The organism is Donghicola tyrosinivorans (assembly GCF_003003355.1).
GTDB classification, from domain to species: Bacteria; Pseudomonadota; Alphaproteobacteria; order Rhodobacterales; family Rhodobacteraceae; genus Donghicola; species Donghicola tyrosinivorans.
In genome coordinates, this window is sequence record NZ_PVTQ01000002.1 from 316,495 (window position 1) to 332,061 (window position 15,567).

At 59.1% G+C, this 15,567-nt stretch carries 17 protein-coding genes; 8 read left to right on the forward strand and 9 right to left on the reverse strand.

Annotated features, from left to right (window positions below):
• Positions 1 to 71 precede the first annotated feature (71 nt).
• On the reverse strand, positions 72 to 842 hold the full coding sequence (gene gloB, locus CLV74_RS04020) for a hydroxyacylglutathione hydrolase (RefSeq protein ID WP_106262928.1): 771 nt from the start codon (positions 840 to 842) through the stop codon (positions 72 to 74).
• 64 nt (positions 843 to 906) lie between these two features.
• Here gloB and CLV74_RS04025 point away from each other — a divergent pair, with 64 nt between their 5' ends.
• The 7 genes from CLV74_RS04025 (at position 907) to CLV74_RS04055 (ending at position 7,234) form a co-directional block, all read left to right on the forward strand.
• Complete coding sequence (locus tag CLV74_RS04025; RefSeq protein WP_106262929.1) at positions 907 to 1,650, forward strand: class I SAM-dependent methyltransferase; 744 nt, start codon at positions 907 to 909, stop codon at positions 1,648 to 1,650.
• A 255-nt stretch (positions 1,651 to 1,905) separates the two neighbouring features.
• Entirely contained in the window at positions 1,906 to 2,466 is a 561-nt protein-coding gene (locus CLV74_RS04030) for a F0F1 ATP synthase subunit delta (RefSeq protein ID WP_106262930.1), read from the forward strand.
• Positions 2,467 to 4,005, forward strand: coding sequence for a F0F1 ATP synthase subunit alpha (gene atpA / locus CLV74_RS04035; RefSeq protein ID WP_106262931.1), 1,539 nt, complete (start codon positions 2,467 to 2,469; stop codon positions 4,003 to 4,005).
• Between the two features lie 19 nt (positions 4,006 to 4,024).
• Positions 4,025 to 4,897, forward strand: coding sequence for a F0F1 ATP synthase subunit gamma (locus CLV74_RS04040; RefSeq protein WP_106262932.1), 873 nt, complete (start codon positions 4,025 to 4,027; stop codon positions 4,895 to 4,897).
• Positions 4,898 to 4,917: 20 nt separating this feature from the next.
• Complete coding sequence (gene atpD, locus CLV74_RS04045; protein WP_106262933.1) at positions 4,918 to 6,339, forward strand: F0F1 ATP synthase subunit beta; 1,422 nt, start codon at positions 4,918 to 4,920, stop codon at positions 6,337 to 6,339.
• A gap of 25 nt (positions 6,340 to 6,364) precedes the next feature.
• Positions 6,365 to 6,763: an ATP synthase F1 subunit epsilon gene (gene atpC, locus CLV74_RS04050; protein ID WP_106262934.1), complete on the forward strand. Its 399-nt coding sequence runs from the start codon at positions 6,365 to 6,367 to the stop codon at positions 6,761 to 6,763.
• Between the two features lie 120 nt (positions 6,764 to 6,883).
• Positions 6,884 to 7,234: an H-type lectin domain-containing protein gene (locus tag CLV74_RS04055; protein WP_106262935.1), complete on the forward strand. Its 351-nt coding sequence runs from the start codon at positions 6,884 to 6,886 to the stop codon at positions 7,232 to 7,234.
• Between the two features lie 21 nt (positions 7,235 to 7,255).
• Here CLV74_RS04055 and CLV74_RS04060 read toward each other — a convergent pair whose 3' ends face one another.
• Positions 7,256 to 8,272 carry a ribose-phosphate pyrophosphokinase gene (locus CLV74_RS04060; protein WP_106262936.1) on the reverse strand — a complete coding sequence of 339 codons (1,017 nt, stop codon included), beginning with the start codon at positions 8,270 to 8,272 and terminating at the stop codon, positions 7,256 to 7,258.
• Positions 8,273 to 8,373: 101 nt separating this feature from the next.
• On the opposite strand from CLV74_RS04060, the gene CLV74_RS04065 reads away from it, so the two are divergent.
• On the forward strand, positions 8,374 to 8,973 hold the full coding sequence (locus tag CLV74_RS04065; RefSeq protein WP_106262937.1) for a 2-hydroxychromene-2-carboxylate isomerase: 600 nt from the start codon (positions 8,374 to 8,376) through the stop codon (positions 8,971 to 8,973).
• Between the two features lie 34 nt (positions 8,974 to 9,007).
• Here CLV74_RS04065 and CLV74_RS22740 read toward each other — a convergent pair whose 3' ends face one another.
• The 7 genes from CLV74_RS22740 to CLV74_RS04100 form a co-directional block, all read right to left on the reverse strand.
• A complete protein-coding gene (locus CLV74_RS22740) occupies positions 9,008 to 10,699 on the reverse strand; it encodes a methyl-accepting chemotaxis protein (protein WP_170107975.1) in 1,692 nt (563 codons plus the stop codon).
• A 206-nt stretch (positions 10,700 to 10,905) separates the two neighbouring features.
• Positions 10,906 to 11,949: a threonine aldolase family protein gene (locus CLV74_RS04075; protein WP_106262939.1), complete on the reverse strand. Its 1,044-nt coding sequence runs from the start codon at positions 11,947 to 11,949 to the stop codon at positions 10,906 to 10,908.
• The gene (locus tag CLV74_RS04080) at positions 11,949 to 12,419 is read right to left on the reverse strand and encodes a YcgN family cysteine cluster protein (protein WP_106262940.1); all 471 of its coding nucleotides are present in this window, start codon (positions 12,417 to 12,419) and stop codon (positions 11,949 to 11,951) included. The genes CLV74_RS04075 and CLV74_RS04080 overlap by 1 nt, the downstream gene beginning before the upstream one ends.
• Positions 12,416 to 13,354, reverse strand: a complete 939-nt coding sequence (locus tag CLV74_RS04085; protein ID WP_106262941.1) for a bifunctional riboflavin kinase/FAD synthetase — start codon at positions 13,352 to 13,354, stop codon at positions 12,416 to 12,418. Before CLV74_RS04085 ends, CLV74_RS04080 begins: the two co-directional genes overlap by 4 nt.
• A 38-nt stretch (positions 13,355 to 13,392) precedes the next feature.
• Positions 13,393 to 13,836: a MaoC family dehydratase gene (locus CLV74_RS04090; protein ID WP_106262942.1), complete on the reverse strand. Its 444-nt coding sequence runs from the start codon at positions 13,834 to 13,836 to the stop codon at positions 13,393 to 13,395.
• Positions 13,837 to 13,959: 123 nt separating this feature from the next.
• Positions 13,960 to 14,835 (reverse strand): TIGR01459 family HAD-type hydrolase, encoded by an 876-nt coding sequence (locus CLV74_RS04095; protein ID WP_106262943.1) that lies wholly within the window; start codon positions 14,833 to 14,835, stop codon positions 13,960 to 13,962.
• 95 nt (positions 14,836 to 14,930) lie between these two features.
• Entirely contained in the window at positions 14,931 to 15,428 is a 498-nt protein-coding gene (locus CLV74_RS04100) for a DUF2867 domain-containing protein (protein WP_106262944.1), read from the reverse strand.
• Positions 15,429 to 15,567 lie beyond the last annotated feature (139 nt).

Sequence of the window (15,567 nt, forward strand, 5' to 3'; positions counted from 1 at the left end):
ACGCGGGTCTTCAAGAGAAAACTTGATTTAAAGCGACGAAAAGAGGGGTGACGCTCCCCCTTTAGGCGGTATCAAAAGCTATCCTTTCGGGCGCGAACCTCAGCAAACACTAGGTCATCTGGTGCATTTGCCATGCCAACTGCTTCTTTCACTTCGGCGTGATGCGCCCGCAAAAAAGGATTTGTCGCCAGCTCGGTGGCCAAAGTCGCGGGCACTGTGGGTTCGCCCTGTTCCCGTAAAGCGCGGATCTGGGCTGCCCGAGAGATAAGGTCTGCGTTCTCGGGTTCAATGGTCAGGGCAAAACGGGCGTTGGATTCGGTGTATTCGTGCCCTGAATAGATCAGAGTTTCCGGCGGAAGGGCTGCCATCTTGGACAGGCTCTGCCACATCATGGGCGGGGTGCCTTCAAAGATGCGGCCGCAGCCAAGGGCCATCAGGCTGTCGGCGGAAAACAGCGCCTTGGCGCCTGCAAAGTAAAAGGCGATGTGGCCGACCGTGTGACCCGAGACGTCCAGAACGCTGCCGGTCTCGCCCCCGACGGAAATGCTGTCCCCTTCGGAAACCGCCAAATCCAGATCGGGCAGGCGGTGGGCGTCTGCCTTGGCACCAGTGACCTTCAGATCGGGGAAGGCTGCTCGCAGATCGGGTAGCCCGTCTACATGGTCCCAGTGGTGATGGGTTAGCAGAACGTGGTCGGCCTTCCAGCCCCGCGTATTCAGGGCCTCGATGATCGGGGCCGCGTCAGGGACATCGACCACTGCGGTCTGTCCCGATTGGCTGTCGTGCGCCAGATAGGCGTAGTTGTCGCTGAGGCAGGGGACGATCACAATCTCAAGGGGCATGGCGTTTCCGGTATTCGTTGCTATTGTCTGGGTAAGAGAGTGGCCGAAGGGATCCAAAGGCGCAATGCATCTGGATGTGCAAGACCTGCGCAACTTCTATTACCGCAGCGCCTTGGGGCGCGCCGCGCAGCGTGTCATACGTAATGAGTTGCTGACCTATTGGCCCGAAGCAAAGGGCCAGTCCGTCTTGGGCTATGGCTTTGCCGTGCCGCTGCTGCGTCCCTATTTGCATGAGGCCCGCCGCGTCACCGGATTGATGCCCGGCCCGCAAGGTGTGATGGCGTGGCCCGCGGGCATGCCCAACGTCAGCGTTCTGTGCGAAGAAGCCAATTGGCCCGTTGAGACCGGTCACGTGGATAAATTGGTCCTTATGCACGGCCTTGAGACGTCCGAACAGCCTGCGCTGGTGTTGGAAGAGGCCGCGCGGGTTTTGGGGCCGGGGGGCAGCGCTGTCTTTATCGTGCCGAACCGCGCAGGGGTCTGGTCGCGCCGTGATGCGACGCCGTTCGGCTTTGGTCGGCCCTATTCCAACAGTCAGTTGAACGCGCAACTTGTCCGCAGCGGCTTTCAGGTCGAGCGCAGCTCGGCGGTTCTATACCAGCCGCCCTCGCACCAGCGGTTCTGGCTGCGCACGGGCGCGATGATCGAGCAGGTCGGCAAAAAGCTGGCCGGTCCCCTGTCAGCGGGCGTTCTGATTGTCGAGGCGACGAAGCATTCGCGTATGCCGACCGGTCTGGGTCAAACGCTGACCTCTCGGTCGTCGACGGTGCTGGGGGGGCTGGCGCAGCCCGAAGTCAAACCGGCGTGAATCACAGAATCATCTTTTTCAGACTTTCGTCGCGGTGAATGCGGCAAGGGGTAGCACCTTGCACAGTAAATTTGCCCTTCCGTGTAAATGCTAGCGCCAAACCGATCACTATTTGCGTGATCGATAGTTGCTAGGTGGCGAACCCTCTGCTAAGTCCTGCGCGATTTCGATGCCCTAGGATTTCCCTTTGGGGCGTAAACGCCCCCGATCGGCCGGTAACGGATGGGTCGGGGCCAGAATATCGGAAGGGTGGACGTGTCCGAACCAGCTTCGATTTCCCTGGGCATTGCACAACGCTATGCCTCTGCCGTATTCGGTCTCGCGATCGAAACCAGCGCACTGGACGCCGTCGAGAACGACGTCGATGCGCTGGCTGCTGCACTTGATGAAAGTGCAGACCTGCGTGATCTGATCAGCAACCCCGTATACTCGCGTGAGCAGCAAAGTGCTGCGATCAGCGCCGTGGCCAGCAAAATGGGCCTCAGCGCAACGGTCGCAAACACGCTCGCACTGATGGCGTCCAAGCGTCGTCTGTTCGTGCTGCCCCAGCTGGTGACCGCCCTGCGCGAGAAAATCGCCGCGCATAAAGGTGAAGTGACCGCCGAAGTTGTCAGCGCAACCGAGCTGACCCAGGCGCAGAAAGACAAGCTTGCAGAGGCTCTGAAAGAGAGCGTCGGCAAGACTGTGAAAGTTAACGCCGCTGTTGATGAAACACTCATCGGCGGTCTCGTTGTTAAGGTGGGCTCGAAGATGATCGACACGTCGATCCGCTCCAAGCTCAGCGCCCTACAGAATGCAATGAAAGAGGTCGGATAAATGGGTATCCAAGCAGCCGAAATTTCTGCGATCCTAAAGGAGCAGATCAAGAACTTTGGCCAAGACGCCGAAGTGGCCGAGGTTGGCCGCGTGCTTTCCGTCGGTGACGGTATTGCGCGTGTGCATGGCCTCGACAACGTTCAGGCCGGTGAAATGGTCGAATTCCCCGGTGGCATTCAGGGCATGGCGCTGAACCTCGAGAGCGACAACGTTGGTGTTGTTATCTTCGGTTCGGACCGTGACATTAAAGAAGGCGACACCGTAAAGCGCACCAACTCGATCGTGGACGTTCCCGCGGGCGAAGGTCTGCTGGGTCGCGTTGTTGATGGTCTGGGTAACCCCCTGGACGGCAAAGGCCCCATCGTATTCAGCGAGCGTCGTATCGCTGACAGCAAAGCACCGGGCATCATTCCCCGTAAGTCGGTTCACGAGCCGATGGCAACCGGCCTGAAGTCGGTTGACGCGATGATCCCGATCGGCCGTGGCCAGCGCGAGCTGATCATTGGCGACCGTCAGACCGGTAAAACTGCCGTTGCTCTGGACGCGATCCTGAACCAGAAGTCGTACAACGACGCAGCTGGCGGCGACGACAGCAAGAAACTGTACTGCATCTACGTTGCAGTCGGTCAGAAGCGTTCGACCGTTGCTCAGCTGGTGAAGAAGCTGGAAGAAACCGGCGCGATTGAATACTCGATCGTTGTTGCCGCGACCGCTTCGGACCCCGCACCCATGCAGTTCCTGGCGCCCTACGCCGCAACCGCAATGGCTGAATACTTCCGTGACAACGGCAAGCACGCCCTGATCATCTACGATGACCTGTCGAAGCAGGCTGTTTCGTACCGTCAGATGTCGCTGCTGCTGCGCCGTCCCCCGGGCCGTGAAGCTTACCCCGGCGACGTTTTCTACCTCCACTCGCGTCTGCTGGAGCGTTCGGCGAAGATGGGCGACGACCACGGTGCTGGCTCGCTGACCGCTCTGCCGATCATTGAAACCCAGGGCGGCGACGTTTCGGCGTTTATTCCGACCAACGTGATCTCGATCACCGACGGTCAGATCTTCCTCGAAACCGACCTGTTCTACCAGGGCATCCGTCCCGCTGTGAACACCGGTCTGTCGGTTTCGCGTGTGGGTTCGTCGGCTCAGACCAACGCGATGAAAACTGTTGCAGGTCCGGTTAAGCTGGAACTGGCTCAGTACCGCGAAATGGCAGCATTTGCTCAGTTCGGCTCGGACCTCGACGCCGCAACCCAGAAGCTGCTGAACCGTGGCGCACGTCTGACCGAGCTGATGAAGCAGCCCCAGTACGCACCGCTGACCAACGCAGAAATCGTCTGCGTGATCTTCGCCGGTACTCAGGGTTACCTGGACAAAGTCGCTGTGAAAGATGTTGGCCGCTACGAAGCCGGTCTGCTGAAGTTCCTGCGCACCCAGAAGAAAGATCTGCTGGACTGGATCACCAACGAAGATCCCAAGATCAAGGGTGATGCAGCGGACAAGATCAAAGCGGTTCTCGACGAATACGCCAAAAACTTCGCCTGAGCCCTGAAAGGACTGGAGAATGCCAAGCCTTAAGGACCTTAAAAACCGGATCTCGAGCGTGAAATCCACGCGGAAGATCACCAAGGCCATGCAGATGGTGGCCGCCGCAAAACTGCGGCGGGCACAGGATGCAGCCGAGGCAGCGCGCCCCTATTCGGAGCGTTTCAATGCTGTCTTGGGTAGCCTTGCTGCATCGGTTGGTGGTTCCGACACTGCGCCCCGACTTCTGTCGGGGACCGGTTCGGACCAGGTACAACTGCTTATCGTAATGACCGCCGAGCGTGGTCTTTGCGGCGGCTTCAACAGCTCGATCGTGAAACTGGCCCGCACTAAGGCCAACGAACTGATCAAAGCTGGCAAGACGGTCAAGATCCTGACCGTTGGCAAGAAAGGCCGCGAACAGCTCAAGCGTGATTTGGGCGAGCTTTTCATTGGCCACGTGGACCTCTCCGAGGTTAAGCGCGTGGGCTATGACAATGCTCAGGCAATCGCGAAGGACGTACTGGCCCGTTTCGACGCCGGTGAGTTCGACGTAGCCACCATTTTCTACGCTCAGTTCCAGTCGGTGATCGCGCAGATCCCGACCGCACAACAGATCATCCCCGCCCAGTTCGAAGCAGCTGGCGAAGGGGAGGGAACCCTGTACGACTACGAACCCAGCGAAGAGGCCATTCTGGCCGACCTGCTGCCCCGTGGTGTGGCAACCCAGATCTTTGCGGCTCTTCTGGAAAACGGCGCGTCCGAGCAAGGTGCTCGTATGTCGGCGATGGATAACGCGACCCGCAACGCGGGCGACATGATCGATCGTCTGACCATCGAATACAACCGCTCGCGTCAGGCCGTGATTACCAACGAGCTGATCGAAATTATCTCGGGCGCGGAAGCGCTCTAAGAAATCGGAGAAACAACGACATGGCAAATGCAGTCGGCAAAATTACGCAGGTCATCGGCGCCGTCGTTGACGTGCAGTTCGAAGACAGCCTTCCGGCAATTCTGAACTCGCTCGAGACGGACAACAATGGCAAGCGTCTGGTGCTGGAAGTTGCTCAGCACCTGGGCGAAAACACCGTACGTACCATCGCGATGGACGGTACCGAAGGTCTGGTCCGCGGTCAGAAAGTGACCGACATGGGCAACCCGATCTCGGTTCCCGTCGGTAACGCGACTCTGGGCCGTATCATCAACGTTGTGGGCGAGCCCATCGACGAAAAAGGCCCCCTGGAAGCAACCGAAACCCGTGCGATCCACCAGCCTGCTCCCGAGTTCATCGAGCAGTCGACCGCTTCGGAAATTCTGGTCACCGGCATCAAGGTTATCGACCTGCTGGCGCCCTACTCGAAGGGTGGTAAGATCGGTCTGTTCGGCGGCGCCGGCGTGGGCAAAACCGTTCTGATCATGGAACTGATCAACAACATCGCAAAAGTACACTCGGGTTTCTCGGTGTTCGCAGGTGTTGGTGAACGTACCCGTGAAGGTAACGACCTGTACCACGAGATGATCGAATCGAACGTTATTAAGCCGGACAACCTGTCGGAATCGCAGGTGGCCCTGGTTTACGGTCAGATGAACGAGCCTCCGGGAGCCCGTGCACGTGTTGCTCTGACCGGTCTGACTCTGGCGGAACAGTTCCGCGACCAGTCGGGTACCGACGTTCTGTTCTTCGTGGACAACATCTTCCGCTTCACTCAGGCAGGCTCGGAAGTGTCGGCTCTGCTCGGCCGTATTCCTTCCGCTGTGGGCTACCAGCCGACTCTGGCGACCGACATGGGCGCGATGCAGGAACGCATCACTTCGACCAAGCAGGGTTCGATCACCTCGATCCAGGCCGTCTACGTTCCCGCGGACGACCTTACCGACCCCGCACCTGCAACCACCTTCGCACACCTCGACGCAACCACCGTTCTGTCGCGTGCGATCTCGGAACTGGGCATCTATCCCGCGGTTGACCCGCTGGACAGCTCGTCGCGTATCCTTGATCCCTCGATCGTTGGTGAAGAGCACTACCAGGTAGCTCGTGACGTTCAGAACATCCTTCAGCGCTACAAGTCGCTGCAGGACATCATCGCCATCCTTGGCATGGACGAACTGAGCGAAGAAGATAAGCTGACCGTTCAGCGTGCGCGTAAGATCCAGCGCTTCCTGTCGCAGCCCTTCGACGTGGCAAAAGTGTTCACCGGCTCGGACGGCGTTCAGGTTCCGCTGGAAAAGACCATCGCGTCGTTCAAAGCGGTTGTTGCTGGCGAATACGACCACCTGCCCGAAGCCGCCTTCTACATGGTTGGCGACATCGACGAAGTGATCGCGAAAGCCGAGAAGCTGGCAGCTGCTGCCTAACCAACCTGCTGTAAGGAGGCCCTGAATGGCTGATATGGTCCAATTCGATCTGGTTTGCCCCGAGCGTTCTTTGGCGTCGGGTCTGGCTAGCGAAGTGCTGATCCCCGGCTCCGAGGGCGAACTGACCGCGGGTCCCGGCCACGAGCCGATGCTGACCACCCTCCGTCCCGGTTTTCTCCGGGCGGAGCTGGAAGGCGGCGCACAGGATTTCGTCGTAACCCACGGGTTCGTTGAAATCTCGGCGCAGTCGGTTTCGGTGATTGCCGAGCGTGCGTTCGCAGCGGCTGACGTTGCCCGTCCCGATCTGGAAGCGATCCTCGAAGAGGCACGTGACCGGATGGAACAGGCTGCCGAGGACGAAGAACGCCACGGTCTGGAACGCTTTGTTGCCGATCTGGTCCATCTGATCGACCGGATGGACTAAGGTTCAGAACTGAATAACGAATTACGGAGGCCCGCTGATCAGATGACAGCGGGCCTTTGTCGTATTATTGACGTAAAGAGGGTGTTCACCCTGCGATAAATTTCGGTAAGTCTGGCTTACATGAAGAGATTGAAGACATTTCAGATCGGCGTTGATTCTGGCGACGTCCCCATGTTCTCGGATTTTGAGGACGACGGACCCATGTGGCGTGGGGAAGGCCCCCGTGAATCCCGCAAGAAGATCGTCTTTTCCGAAGCCTTCCAAGAACCGCCATCAGTGCACGTAGGACTGTCCCTCTGGGACGTGGCCGAGGGGGCGAATGCGCGGATTGAAATTGTTGCTGAAGCTGTGACCGAGACCGGTTTCGATCTGGTGTTCCGCACGTGGGGAGACACCCGTGTGGCCCGTGCGCGGGCCGCGTGGCAGGCGATTGGCAGCTTGCCCCATGAGGACGACTGGCAGCTCTATTAAAGCCGCCAGCCGCGTAATCTATCAGCCCTTGCTGTAGAAGCCTTCGTAGATCGGGACCAGAGTCTCGGTCTCGAACAGCGACGATACCGAAGTGCCATTCCAGATGTTCAGGATACCCTGCGCGAAGACAGGCGCGGTGGGAACAACGCGGATGTTCGGGCAGTCCAGAATTGCTTGGGTGGGCTCGATGGTGTCGGTGATCACAAGGCTCTTCATGACCGAGTTGGTCACACGCTCGACCGCGGGGCCCGACATAACACCGTGTGTGATGTAGCTGTGAACTTCGGTCGCGCCTGCGTCCATTAGAACCTCGGCTGCTTTGCACAGAGTGCCAGCGGTGTCGCAAAGGTCGTCTACGATGATGCAGCGCTTGCCGGTCACGTCACCAATGACGGTCATCTCAGCCACTTCACCGGGCTTTTCGCGGCGCTTGTCCACGATTGCCAGCGGTGCGTTGATACGCTTTGCCAGTTCGCGGGCGCGGGCCACACCACCAACGTCGGGCGAAATGATCATTACGTCATCCATGTCGCCAAAGTGGTGCTGGATATCCAGCGCGAAGATCGGTGCGGCGTAGAGGTTGTCTACGGGAATGTCGAAGAAGCCCTGAATCTGCGCGGCGTGCAGGTCCATGGTCAGCACACGCTCGATCCCGGCGCGGGTCAGCATGTTGGCGACCAGCTTGGCGCTGATGGGGGTACGTGCTTTGGTGCGGCGGTCCTGACGGGCATAGCCGAAGTAGGGGATCACTGCGGTGATACGACCAGCCGACGAGCGCTGCAGCGCGTCTGCCATGATCAGCAGTTCCATTAGGTGGTCGTTCGCCGGCTTCGAGGTCGACTGGATGATGAACATGTCCTCACCGCGGACGTTCTCGAAGACCTCAACGAAAATTTCGGCATCGTTAAAGCGTTCGACCCGTGCGTCGACCAAGCCGACATTCATTCCACGGTGCATCGACATCCGGCGGGCGATTGAATTTGCCAGCGGCTTATTGGAATTGCCGGTAATCAGTTTAGGTTCTGTGAGTGCGGGCATGGGGGGACGTCCTTGCGCGGGTTGTGACGGATTCGTGACGTGCGCACCGCTTAACACGGGCCTAACAGAAGGCCAAGAAATCGCTATGGGAGAGGCGGAAGATGCCGCAGATAGACTACTTTTTCACAACCCTTTCACCCTATGCCTATCTGGCAGGACAACGTCTGGAGGAAATCGCCACCCGTCATGGGGCAGGGATCACTTACAAGCCGATGGATATCATGTCGCTGTTCCCGCGCACGGGCGGCACCAAGCCATCCGAGCGTCACCCCAGCCGCATGGACTATCGGGCGCAGGAGTTGCCCCGTCAGGCGAAAAAGGCGGGCATGGCGCTGAATTTGCGTCCTGCGTTCTGGCCCACCAATGCAGCCCCCTCCAGCTATGCGATTATCGCGGCGCAGAAAGCGGGCGGCGGCGATGTGGGGGCGCTGGTCCATGCGATCCTGCGTGCCACTTGGGCCGAAGAGAAAGACATCGCTGATGATGAGGTGATCCGCGCCGCGTTGAGCGAGGCGGGTTTTGATCCCAATCTGGCCAACAGCGGTCTGCTGGTCGGGGCCGAACAATACGCTGCCAATCTGGAAGAGGCGGTCGGGCTGGGGGTCTTCGGATCGCCCTTCTACATCGTGGACGGGACCGAGAAGTTCTGGGGTCAAGACCGGTTAGAGGATCTGGACCTGTTCCTGTCCGGAAAGCTTTGAAAACCAAAGGGGGCCGCGTTGGCCCCCTTTTTCGTTAGTCTTCCAGATTGAAAGTAATCTTCTTTTGGTCTTTCGTCCCGCTTGGCGCAGGGGTGTCCCAATCTGGTGCTATATCACCCGAGGTGTTCGCCTTTGTTAGCGCGTCCAACGTCGCCTCATCCGCTTCAATTTGCAGTGGCTCCATCGGATCATTGGCACCCGCCATGATCACCACATCCGTATCCAGATTCAGCAGGAAGAACGACATGGACTCGGCCAGAGCCTGCGCCTGACTGGACAGCTCGGTCGCCGCTGAAGACATCTCTTCTGAGGCAGAGCTGTTTTCCTGCGTGATCCGGTCCAGCGATTGCAACGATTCATTGATCTGGTTCGAACCGGTCGCCAACTCTCGCGAGGCGCTGCTGATCTGGGTGACCAGCGACGAGGTTTCCTCGATGTTGGGCAGCAGGCTTTGCAGACGCTCGCCCGCTGCCTTGGCCGAAGCCACAGTGTTGCCCGACAGGTTTGAAATCTCGGTTGCGGCCTTCTGGGTGTTTTCTGCCAGCTTACGGATTTCCGACGCAACCACCGCGAAGCCGCGACCATGCTCGCCCGCGCGGGCAGCCTCAACGGCGGCGTTCAGGGCCAGCAGGTCGGTTTGGCGGGCGATTTCCTGCACGATCATGATGCGATCCGCGATGGTCCGCATGGCGCCCAAAGCCTCGGATACGGCAGCGCCGGACTGGCTGGCCTCGGTGGCCGATTGCTTGGCGATGCCCTCAGTGGTCGAGGCGTTTTCCGAGGTGCTGGCGATGTTGGCGGACATCTGTTCAACCGCAGCCGAGACGCGCTCGGTCGAGACGGCCTGATCATTCGCACCGCTGGCCAGCGATTCAGAGGTCTTGGCCATCTGGTTCGATCCCGAGGCCACATAGCGGGCGGCTTCATTCACGCTAGTCACAACCTCGCGCAGACGCTCGATCATGCTGTTCTGGGCCCGCAGAAGGTCGCTGAATTCGTTGTTGCGGGTGATCTGTGTGGTCTCACGCAGGTCGCCTTCGGCAACGCGGCTTGCTTGCGCAATGGCTTTCTTCATGCCGCGTCCAATCGACAGGATGACAACCGTCGCAGAAATGATCCCTATCAGCAGCATTGCCGCAGTCAGCATGATAAGTTGTGTTCGAATCTTTGTGGTTTGCGCATGCAGTTTGGAGATAGCCAATTGTGATCGTTCGTTAGTGATCGAATGCACTTCGTCGGCAAGGGTCAGCAGGCGGTCGGTGATGTTTGCGGCGGCACCATGGAACATGCTGTTCGCAGAATCCCCTTTTCCAGCCAGTTCTAGCTTGATGAGGCTGCGGTTAATCTTCATCAGCTTGGTGTGTTCGACCAAAAGCTGTTCGACCTGCGCTTTGTTGTCCTCATCTTTCAGACGTCCGATGAACTCGGTTAATTCTGCGGTTAACACGTCGCTGAGGGTAACGATCTTGTCTTGCAGCCGTTGCATGCGCTCAGGGTCCGGATAAGGCAGAGAGATCAGGATTTCTGCGACGGTTGTTCGCAGGGCCAGCTCGGTGGTGCCGATGCTATCGATCAATTGCAGGTCTTTCTGCTCCCGCTCAACAAACAGAGCGAAACGATCATCGAGCAGGGTGATCTTGTTGATTGCAACAAGCGTTGCGGTGGATGCCAGCGCGAAGATCGCCAGAAACGTAATCAGTAGTTGTGCCTTAATGGTGAAGCGCATTTGGCCTTCCTTTTCCATGACCAGACAGAACGGTTGCGAAGCAGACGCTTCAACGAGACGTTCATCAGCTTATTATGGAAAAAGTTGTGTCGGTACGTCAGCCATCCGATTGCGCATCGTGTTAGCCGAAGTTGCCAAATGCCCATGGGCGTTTGGTGGTGCAACACTGCGTCGAAGGGACCGGCTTTGATACTTTCGGGGCGGAATTATCCCATTCCGCGCAAGATTTCGGCGAAGGCATCGATCTGTTCATAGGGCAAGGACCAGTCGCAAACAAAGCGCGACAGCAGCATTTCGTTGCCATCACCCTCAATGCTGCCCCAGTGATTCATCTTCACGCCCGAATCCATCAGACGCTTGATTTCGGAACGAGGCAGGGCGGGGAACAGCATGTTCGCCTCAGGCGCATAGGGCCATTCGATGCGGGGATGCTGGCGTAGGATGTCGGCCAGATATTGGCCGCGGGCGTTCGCCTCGGCCCCCAGTTGCCGCCACAGGCCATCGCGGCAGAACCCTAGCATTTGGGCGGACAGGAACCGACTTTTTGAGAACAGCAGGCCAGCCCGCTTGCGGCGGGCAGCAAAGCCGCGGGCGTGGTCGGGGTTGAAGAACACCACCGCCTCGACCCCCATGCAGCCCGACTTGGTGCCACCAAAGGTCACCACATCGACGCCAGCCTTCCAAGACATCTCGGCGGCCGAGCAATCCAGCGCCGCGCAGGCATTGGCAAAGCGTGCGCCATCCAGATGCAGGGGCAGGTTATGGCGGTGGGTCACCTCAGCGATGCGGGTGATCTGGTCCAGGGTGTAAAGACGGCCCCGCTCGGTCACATTGGTGATGCTGACTGCGCCCGGTTGGGCACTGTGAACGCCGCCTTCGTTCAGAAATACAATCTCGCGCTCTAGCGCGTCAGGGTCCATCAGATCGCTATCACCGATCAGGGACAGCTTGGCCACGCCATAGAATTCGGGCGCGCCGCATTCGTCCTCGTGGATATGGGCCAAGGCGGTGCATAGCACGGACTGGTAGGGCATACACAGGGTCGAAAGCGCCAGCGCATTGCCAGAGGTGCCTGTGGGAACGAAAAAAACCTGCGCTTCGGGGGCCTCAAACACATCCCGCACGGCGGCGATGGCGACCTGAGTGACCTCGTCGTTGCCGTAGGGCAGAAGGTACCCGTTGTTCGCCTCTGTCAGCGCCTCCATCACTTGGGGGTGGATGGGGCCGGTGTTGTCAGAGGCGAAATGCATCAGATGGGTTCCTCGATAATATAATCTTCCCATTCGTCTTCATCGACTTCGAATTCGGGAATGGTCCAGCCTTGGACCGAAACACCGGCATCATGTACCGATTGCGCGGTCCCTGTCAGCAGGGGATGCCATTCGGGCAGAGGCTTGTTCTGCCAGAGTAGCCGGTAGGCGCAGGTCTCGGGCATCCAGTAGGCGTGCTGATCCAGCGTGTCGGGCTTCAGGACGATGCATTCAGGCACGAACTGGTGGCGGATCGGGTACTGGCTGCACCGGCAGGTCTGATCGTCCAGCAGACGGCAGGCCACGCGGGTCAGGGCAACCTCGCCGGTGTCGGGGTCTTCCAGCTTGTTCAGGCAGCATTTGCCGCAGCCGTCGCAGAGGGCTTCCCATTCCACATCGGTCAGCTTGTCCAGCGGGAAGCGTTCCCAGAACTTTGACCGGACCTTTTTACGCTCGATCGGGTCCTTCATAGGGCGGCCAAGATCGCGCGCGCCTGCGCGCTGTCCGCGTCCATCTGGGTGATCAGGGCGTCCAGCCCGTCGAACTTCAGTTCGGGGCGCAGGTAGTCCACCAGACCGATCGACAGATGGGTGCCGTAGAGATCGCCTTTGAAATCAAAGATGAAGGTCTCAAGGTTGGGCTTGTTCTCACCGAACATGGGCCGCACCCCAAGCGAGGCGACCCCGTGGTAGTTGCCCTTGTGGGGGCCTTCCTTCACCTGAACCAGAACCGCATAGACGCCCAGTTTCGGCAGGTGCAGTCCGTCCACAGACATGTTGGCAGTAGGATAGCCCAGTTCGCGTCCGCGCTGTTCACCGCTGATGACGGGGCCATCAATGCGGTGCCAGTGTCCCAGCATCTCGGCGGCGTGGCGGGGATTGCCATCGGCCAGCGCCTGACGGATCGCGGTCGAGGACACACGCCCCTGCGATCCCTGAACCATTTGCGAGATTGTCACGCCAAACCCCATTTGTTCGCCAAAGCGCGCCAGATCATTCGCGTTGCCGCTGCGCCCTTTGCCAAAGTGGAAATCATCGCCCACCACCACATGGCGCAGGCCCAGACCCTCGGCGATCACCTCACGGGCAAAGGCTTCGGCGTCCAGCGCGGCCAGCACGCGGTTGAAGGGCAGCTCATACAGCAAATCAACGCCAAGCTTGTCCAGACGGTTCGCACGGCTTTCCGCGCTCATGAGGCGGAAGGGCGGGCCATCGGGGGCGAAAACCTGACGGGGGTGCGGCTCGAACGTCATGACGCCCAAGGGGGCGTTCAGAGCGGTGGCTGCATCGCGGGCAAGGCCGATGACGGCCTGATGCCCCAAGTGGACGCCATCGAAGTTCCCGATGGCGACGCTGGCCCCTTTATCGTTCGAGGCAACAAACTGATGATCGCGAATGATGCGCATGAAGGGCAGTTAGCCTTCCTGATGCGCCTACGCAAGGCTCAGTCGAATTTGCGGCTGGGTGCCAGCACTTTTGCTTCGCCTTTCAGCACCGGTTTGCCGTCGATTTCACAGACGCAATCCAGAGTGACGCGGCGCTTGGCGTGGTCGATGTCGATCACGGTGACCTTGGCCAGCACCATGTCACCGGGACGCACGGGGGCCAGGAATTTCAGGGTCTGACCCATGTAAACGGTGCCATGGCCGGGCAGCTGTTCGCCAATCACAGCCGAGATTAGACCGGCTGTCAGCATCCCGTGGGCAATACGGCCTTCGAAGATGGTGTCTTGCGCGTATTCGTCATCAAGGTGCACCGGATTGCGGTCTGTGGAGACCTCGGCGAACATCTCGATGTCGCGGTCGGTCACCACTTTGCGCAGATAGCGGGACATCCCCATTTCGATGTCTTCGATGCAGATTGTACCACGGGGCAGGTTATCCAACATTCGGGTCCTCCGATCCGAGTGCCAGAAAATGGAAGGGTAATTTTCCGGCACATGCAAAGCTTACTTGGGTAACTTTATTACTTTGCAGATGCAGAAAATCAAGGGGAGATTTGCAATCCCACTCTACCGAAGGTAGCCAATCGCGTAGGTCGGATTGGATTTTTCCTCATCAAGATAAGAGGTTAGGGCATCGGCGTCCGGCTGATGCGACGTTTTGGTAATATCCCGGGCCAGACCGCCGGTGATGAACAGCGAATCGATTCCTTCGCCCATCGCGCCAGCGATATCGGTAAGAATCCCGTCGCCTACCGCAAGAATATTGCTGTCGGGAATATCCTTCTCCATCGCGGCCATGCGGCGGCGGGCCAGATCGTAGATCGGCGGATGGGGTTTGCCGAAGTAGAGGCTCTCGCCGCCAAGCTCGGTGTAGAATTTGGCCACTGCGCCCGCGCACCATTCGCGGGTCTCGCCACGGTCCACGACGATATCGGGGTTGGCGCACAGCAGCTTGAGGCCCATCTGTTTGGCCAGCATCAACTGCGGGCGCAGGTCTTCGATATCGGCCATCGGATCGAAGGGGCCGGTGCAGACGATGCCCTCGGCGTCTTTCAGTTCGACGCGCTGGACGTCCACGGGATTTTCGATGACCTTTAGGGGCTCAAAGAAAGGTTCATCCCACTTGGTGCCAATGTGGTAGACTTTTTCTCCCACGGCGCCAGTGAACATGGCTGCGCGGGCGCTATCGCCGCTGGTGGCGATCACGTCCCAGCAATCCTCGGGCACTTCGAACTGTTCAAGCAGCTGTTTGTGCACGCCCGCGCGGGGGCGGGGGCTGTTGGTGACCAGCACCACGAACCCGCCTTGTGCGCGGTAGGCTTGCAGGGCCTTTGCCGCCTCGGGCAGGACTTTGATCCCGTCATGGACGCACCCCCAGAGGTCGCAAAACAGGGCGTCGTAGTTCGAGGAAATCTCGGCGAGGGACTGGACGATACGGGTCATGAGCGGGCACCTTTTTGAGGGTCTGCATTGGGTATGGCTTGCGTATGGCAAACGTCATGACACGGGTAGTCGGTTCCCTGCGGTCAGAAAAGACTTTAGTGCGTCGCCGAGGCACCTTTGACGCCGGTGTCGAGACGTCGCAACATCGCGTTTACGATCAATTTGTGCGCGGGGCCGACGGGCAGCATGTAAACCTTGCCGAAGAGATTGTGTGTCAGCACCGACGAGATCACGAAAAGCCGATCGTCATGCACCGCGATGCAGGTCATCACATCTAGGTGCCGGTCGCGCTCGGTCAGGACAAGGCAATCGGGGGTGATGTCTTCGACCAAGAAGAAATCCAGATGATCGCCCGTGGCAACGGATGTTTGGCGGGCGCCGGTAAAGCCGCCGATCTTTTTCACGCCGAAAAGACCCGAAATCGCATCGCGGATTTTGAAGGCCAGCCGGATCAGCGGCAGGGGGCGGGACATGATCAGGTTCCATGCCTCAAGAGCGGTCATGGGATGGGGCAGCGGAGCAGAGCGAACGTCGAAGTAGTCCAGCTTTGCGGCTGGGGCGAGAAGCTGTGCATTCGGGGGAAGGGCGGTCATTGGGAAATCCTGTCAAACAATGACCGGACTTTAAGAGATGGGCCGCACGCAGCGGGATAGGACGCAGGGTCGCTGCTGATCACAGTTTTGTGGCGCATGAAAAAGGCAGACCCTTCCTGCGAAGGGTCTGCCTGAAACG

Coding starts and splice junctions, on each gene's coding strand:
- gloB (WP_106262928.1), bottom strand. CDS start 842: ATGCCCCTTGAGATTGTGATCGTCCCCTGCCTCAGCGACAACTACGCC.
- CLV74_RS04025 (WP_106262929.1), top strand. CDS start 907: ATGCATCTGGATGTGCAAGACCTGCGCAACTTCTATTACCGCAGCGCC.
- atpA (WP_106262931.1), top strand. CDS start 2,467: ATGGGTATCCAAGCAGCCGAAATTTCTGCGATCCTAAAGGAGCAGATC.
- CLV74_RS04040 (WP_106262932.1), top strand. CDS start 4,025: ATGCCAAGCCTTAAGGACCTTAAAAACCGGATCTCGAGCGTGAAATCC.
- atpD (WP_106262933.1), top strand. CDS start 4,918: ATGGCAAATGCAGTCGGCAAAATTACGCAGGTCATCGGCGCCGTCGTT.
- atpC (WP_106262934.1), top strand. CDS start 6,365: ATGGCTGATATGGTCCAATTCGATCTGGTTTGCCCCGAGCGTTCTTTG.
- CLV74_RS04055 (WP_106262935.1), top strand. CDS start 6,884: ATGAAGAGATTGAAGACATTTCAGATCGGCGTTGATTCTGGCGACGTC.
- CLV74_RS04060 (WP_106262936.1), bottom strand. CDS start 8,272: ATGCCCGCACTCACAGAACCTAAACTGATTACCGGCAATTCCAATAAG.
- CLV74_RS04065 (WP_106262937.1), top strand. CDS start 8,374: ATGCCGCAGATAGACTACTTTTTCACAACCCTTTCACCCTATGCCTAT.
- CLV74_RS22740 (WP_170107975.1), bottom strand. CDS start 10,699: ATGCGCTTCACCATTAAGGCACAACTACTGATTACGTTTCTGGCGATC.
- CLV74_RS04075 (WP_106262939.1), bottom strand. CDS start 11,949: ATGCATTTCGCCTCTGACAACACCGGCCCCATCCACCCCCAAGTGATG.
- CLV74_RS04080 (WP_106262940.1), bottom strand. CDS start 12,419: ATGAAGGACCCGATCGAGCGTAAAAAGGTCCGGTCAAAGTTCTGGGAA.
- CLV74_RS04085 (WP_106262941.1), bottom strand. CDS start 13,354: ATGCGCATCATTCGCGATCATCAGTTTGTTGCCTCGAACGATAAAGGG.
- CLV74_RS04090 (WP_106262942.1), bottom strand. CDS start 13,836: ATGTTGGATAACCTGCCCCGTGGTACAATCTGCATCGAAGACATCGAA.
- CLV74_RS04095 (WP_106262943.1), bottom strand. CDS start 14,835: ATGACCCGTATCGTCCAGTCCCTCGCCGAGATTTCCTCGAACTACGAC.
- CLV74_RS04100 (WP_106262944.1), bottom strand. CDS start 15,428: ATGACCGCCCTTCCCCCGAATGCACAGCTTCTCGCCCCAGCCGCAAAG.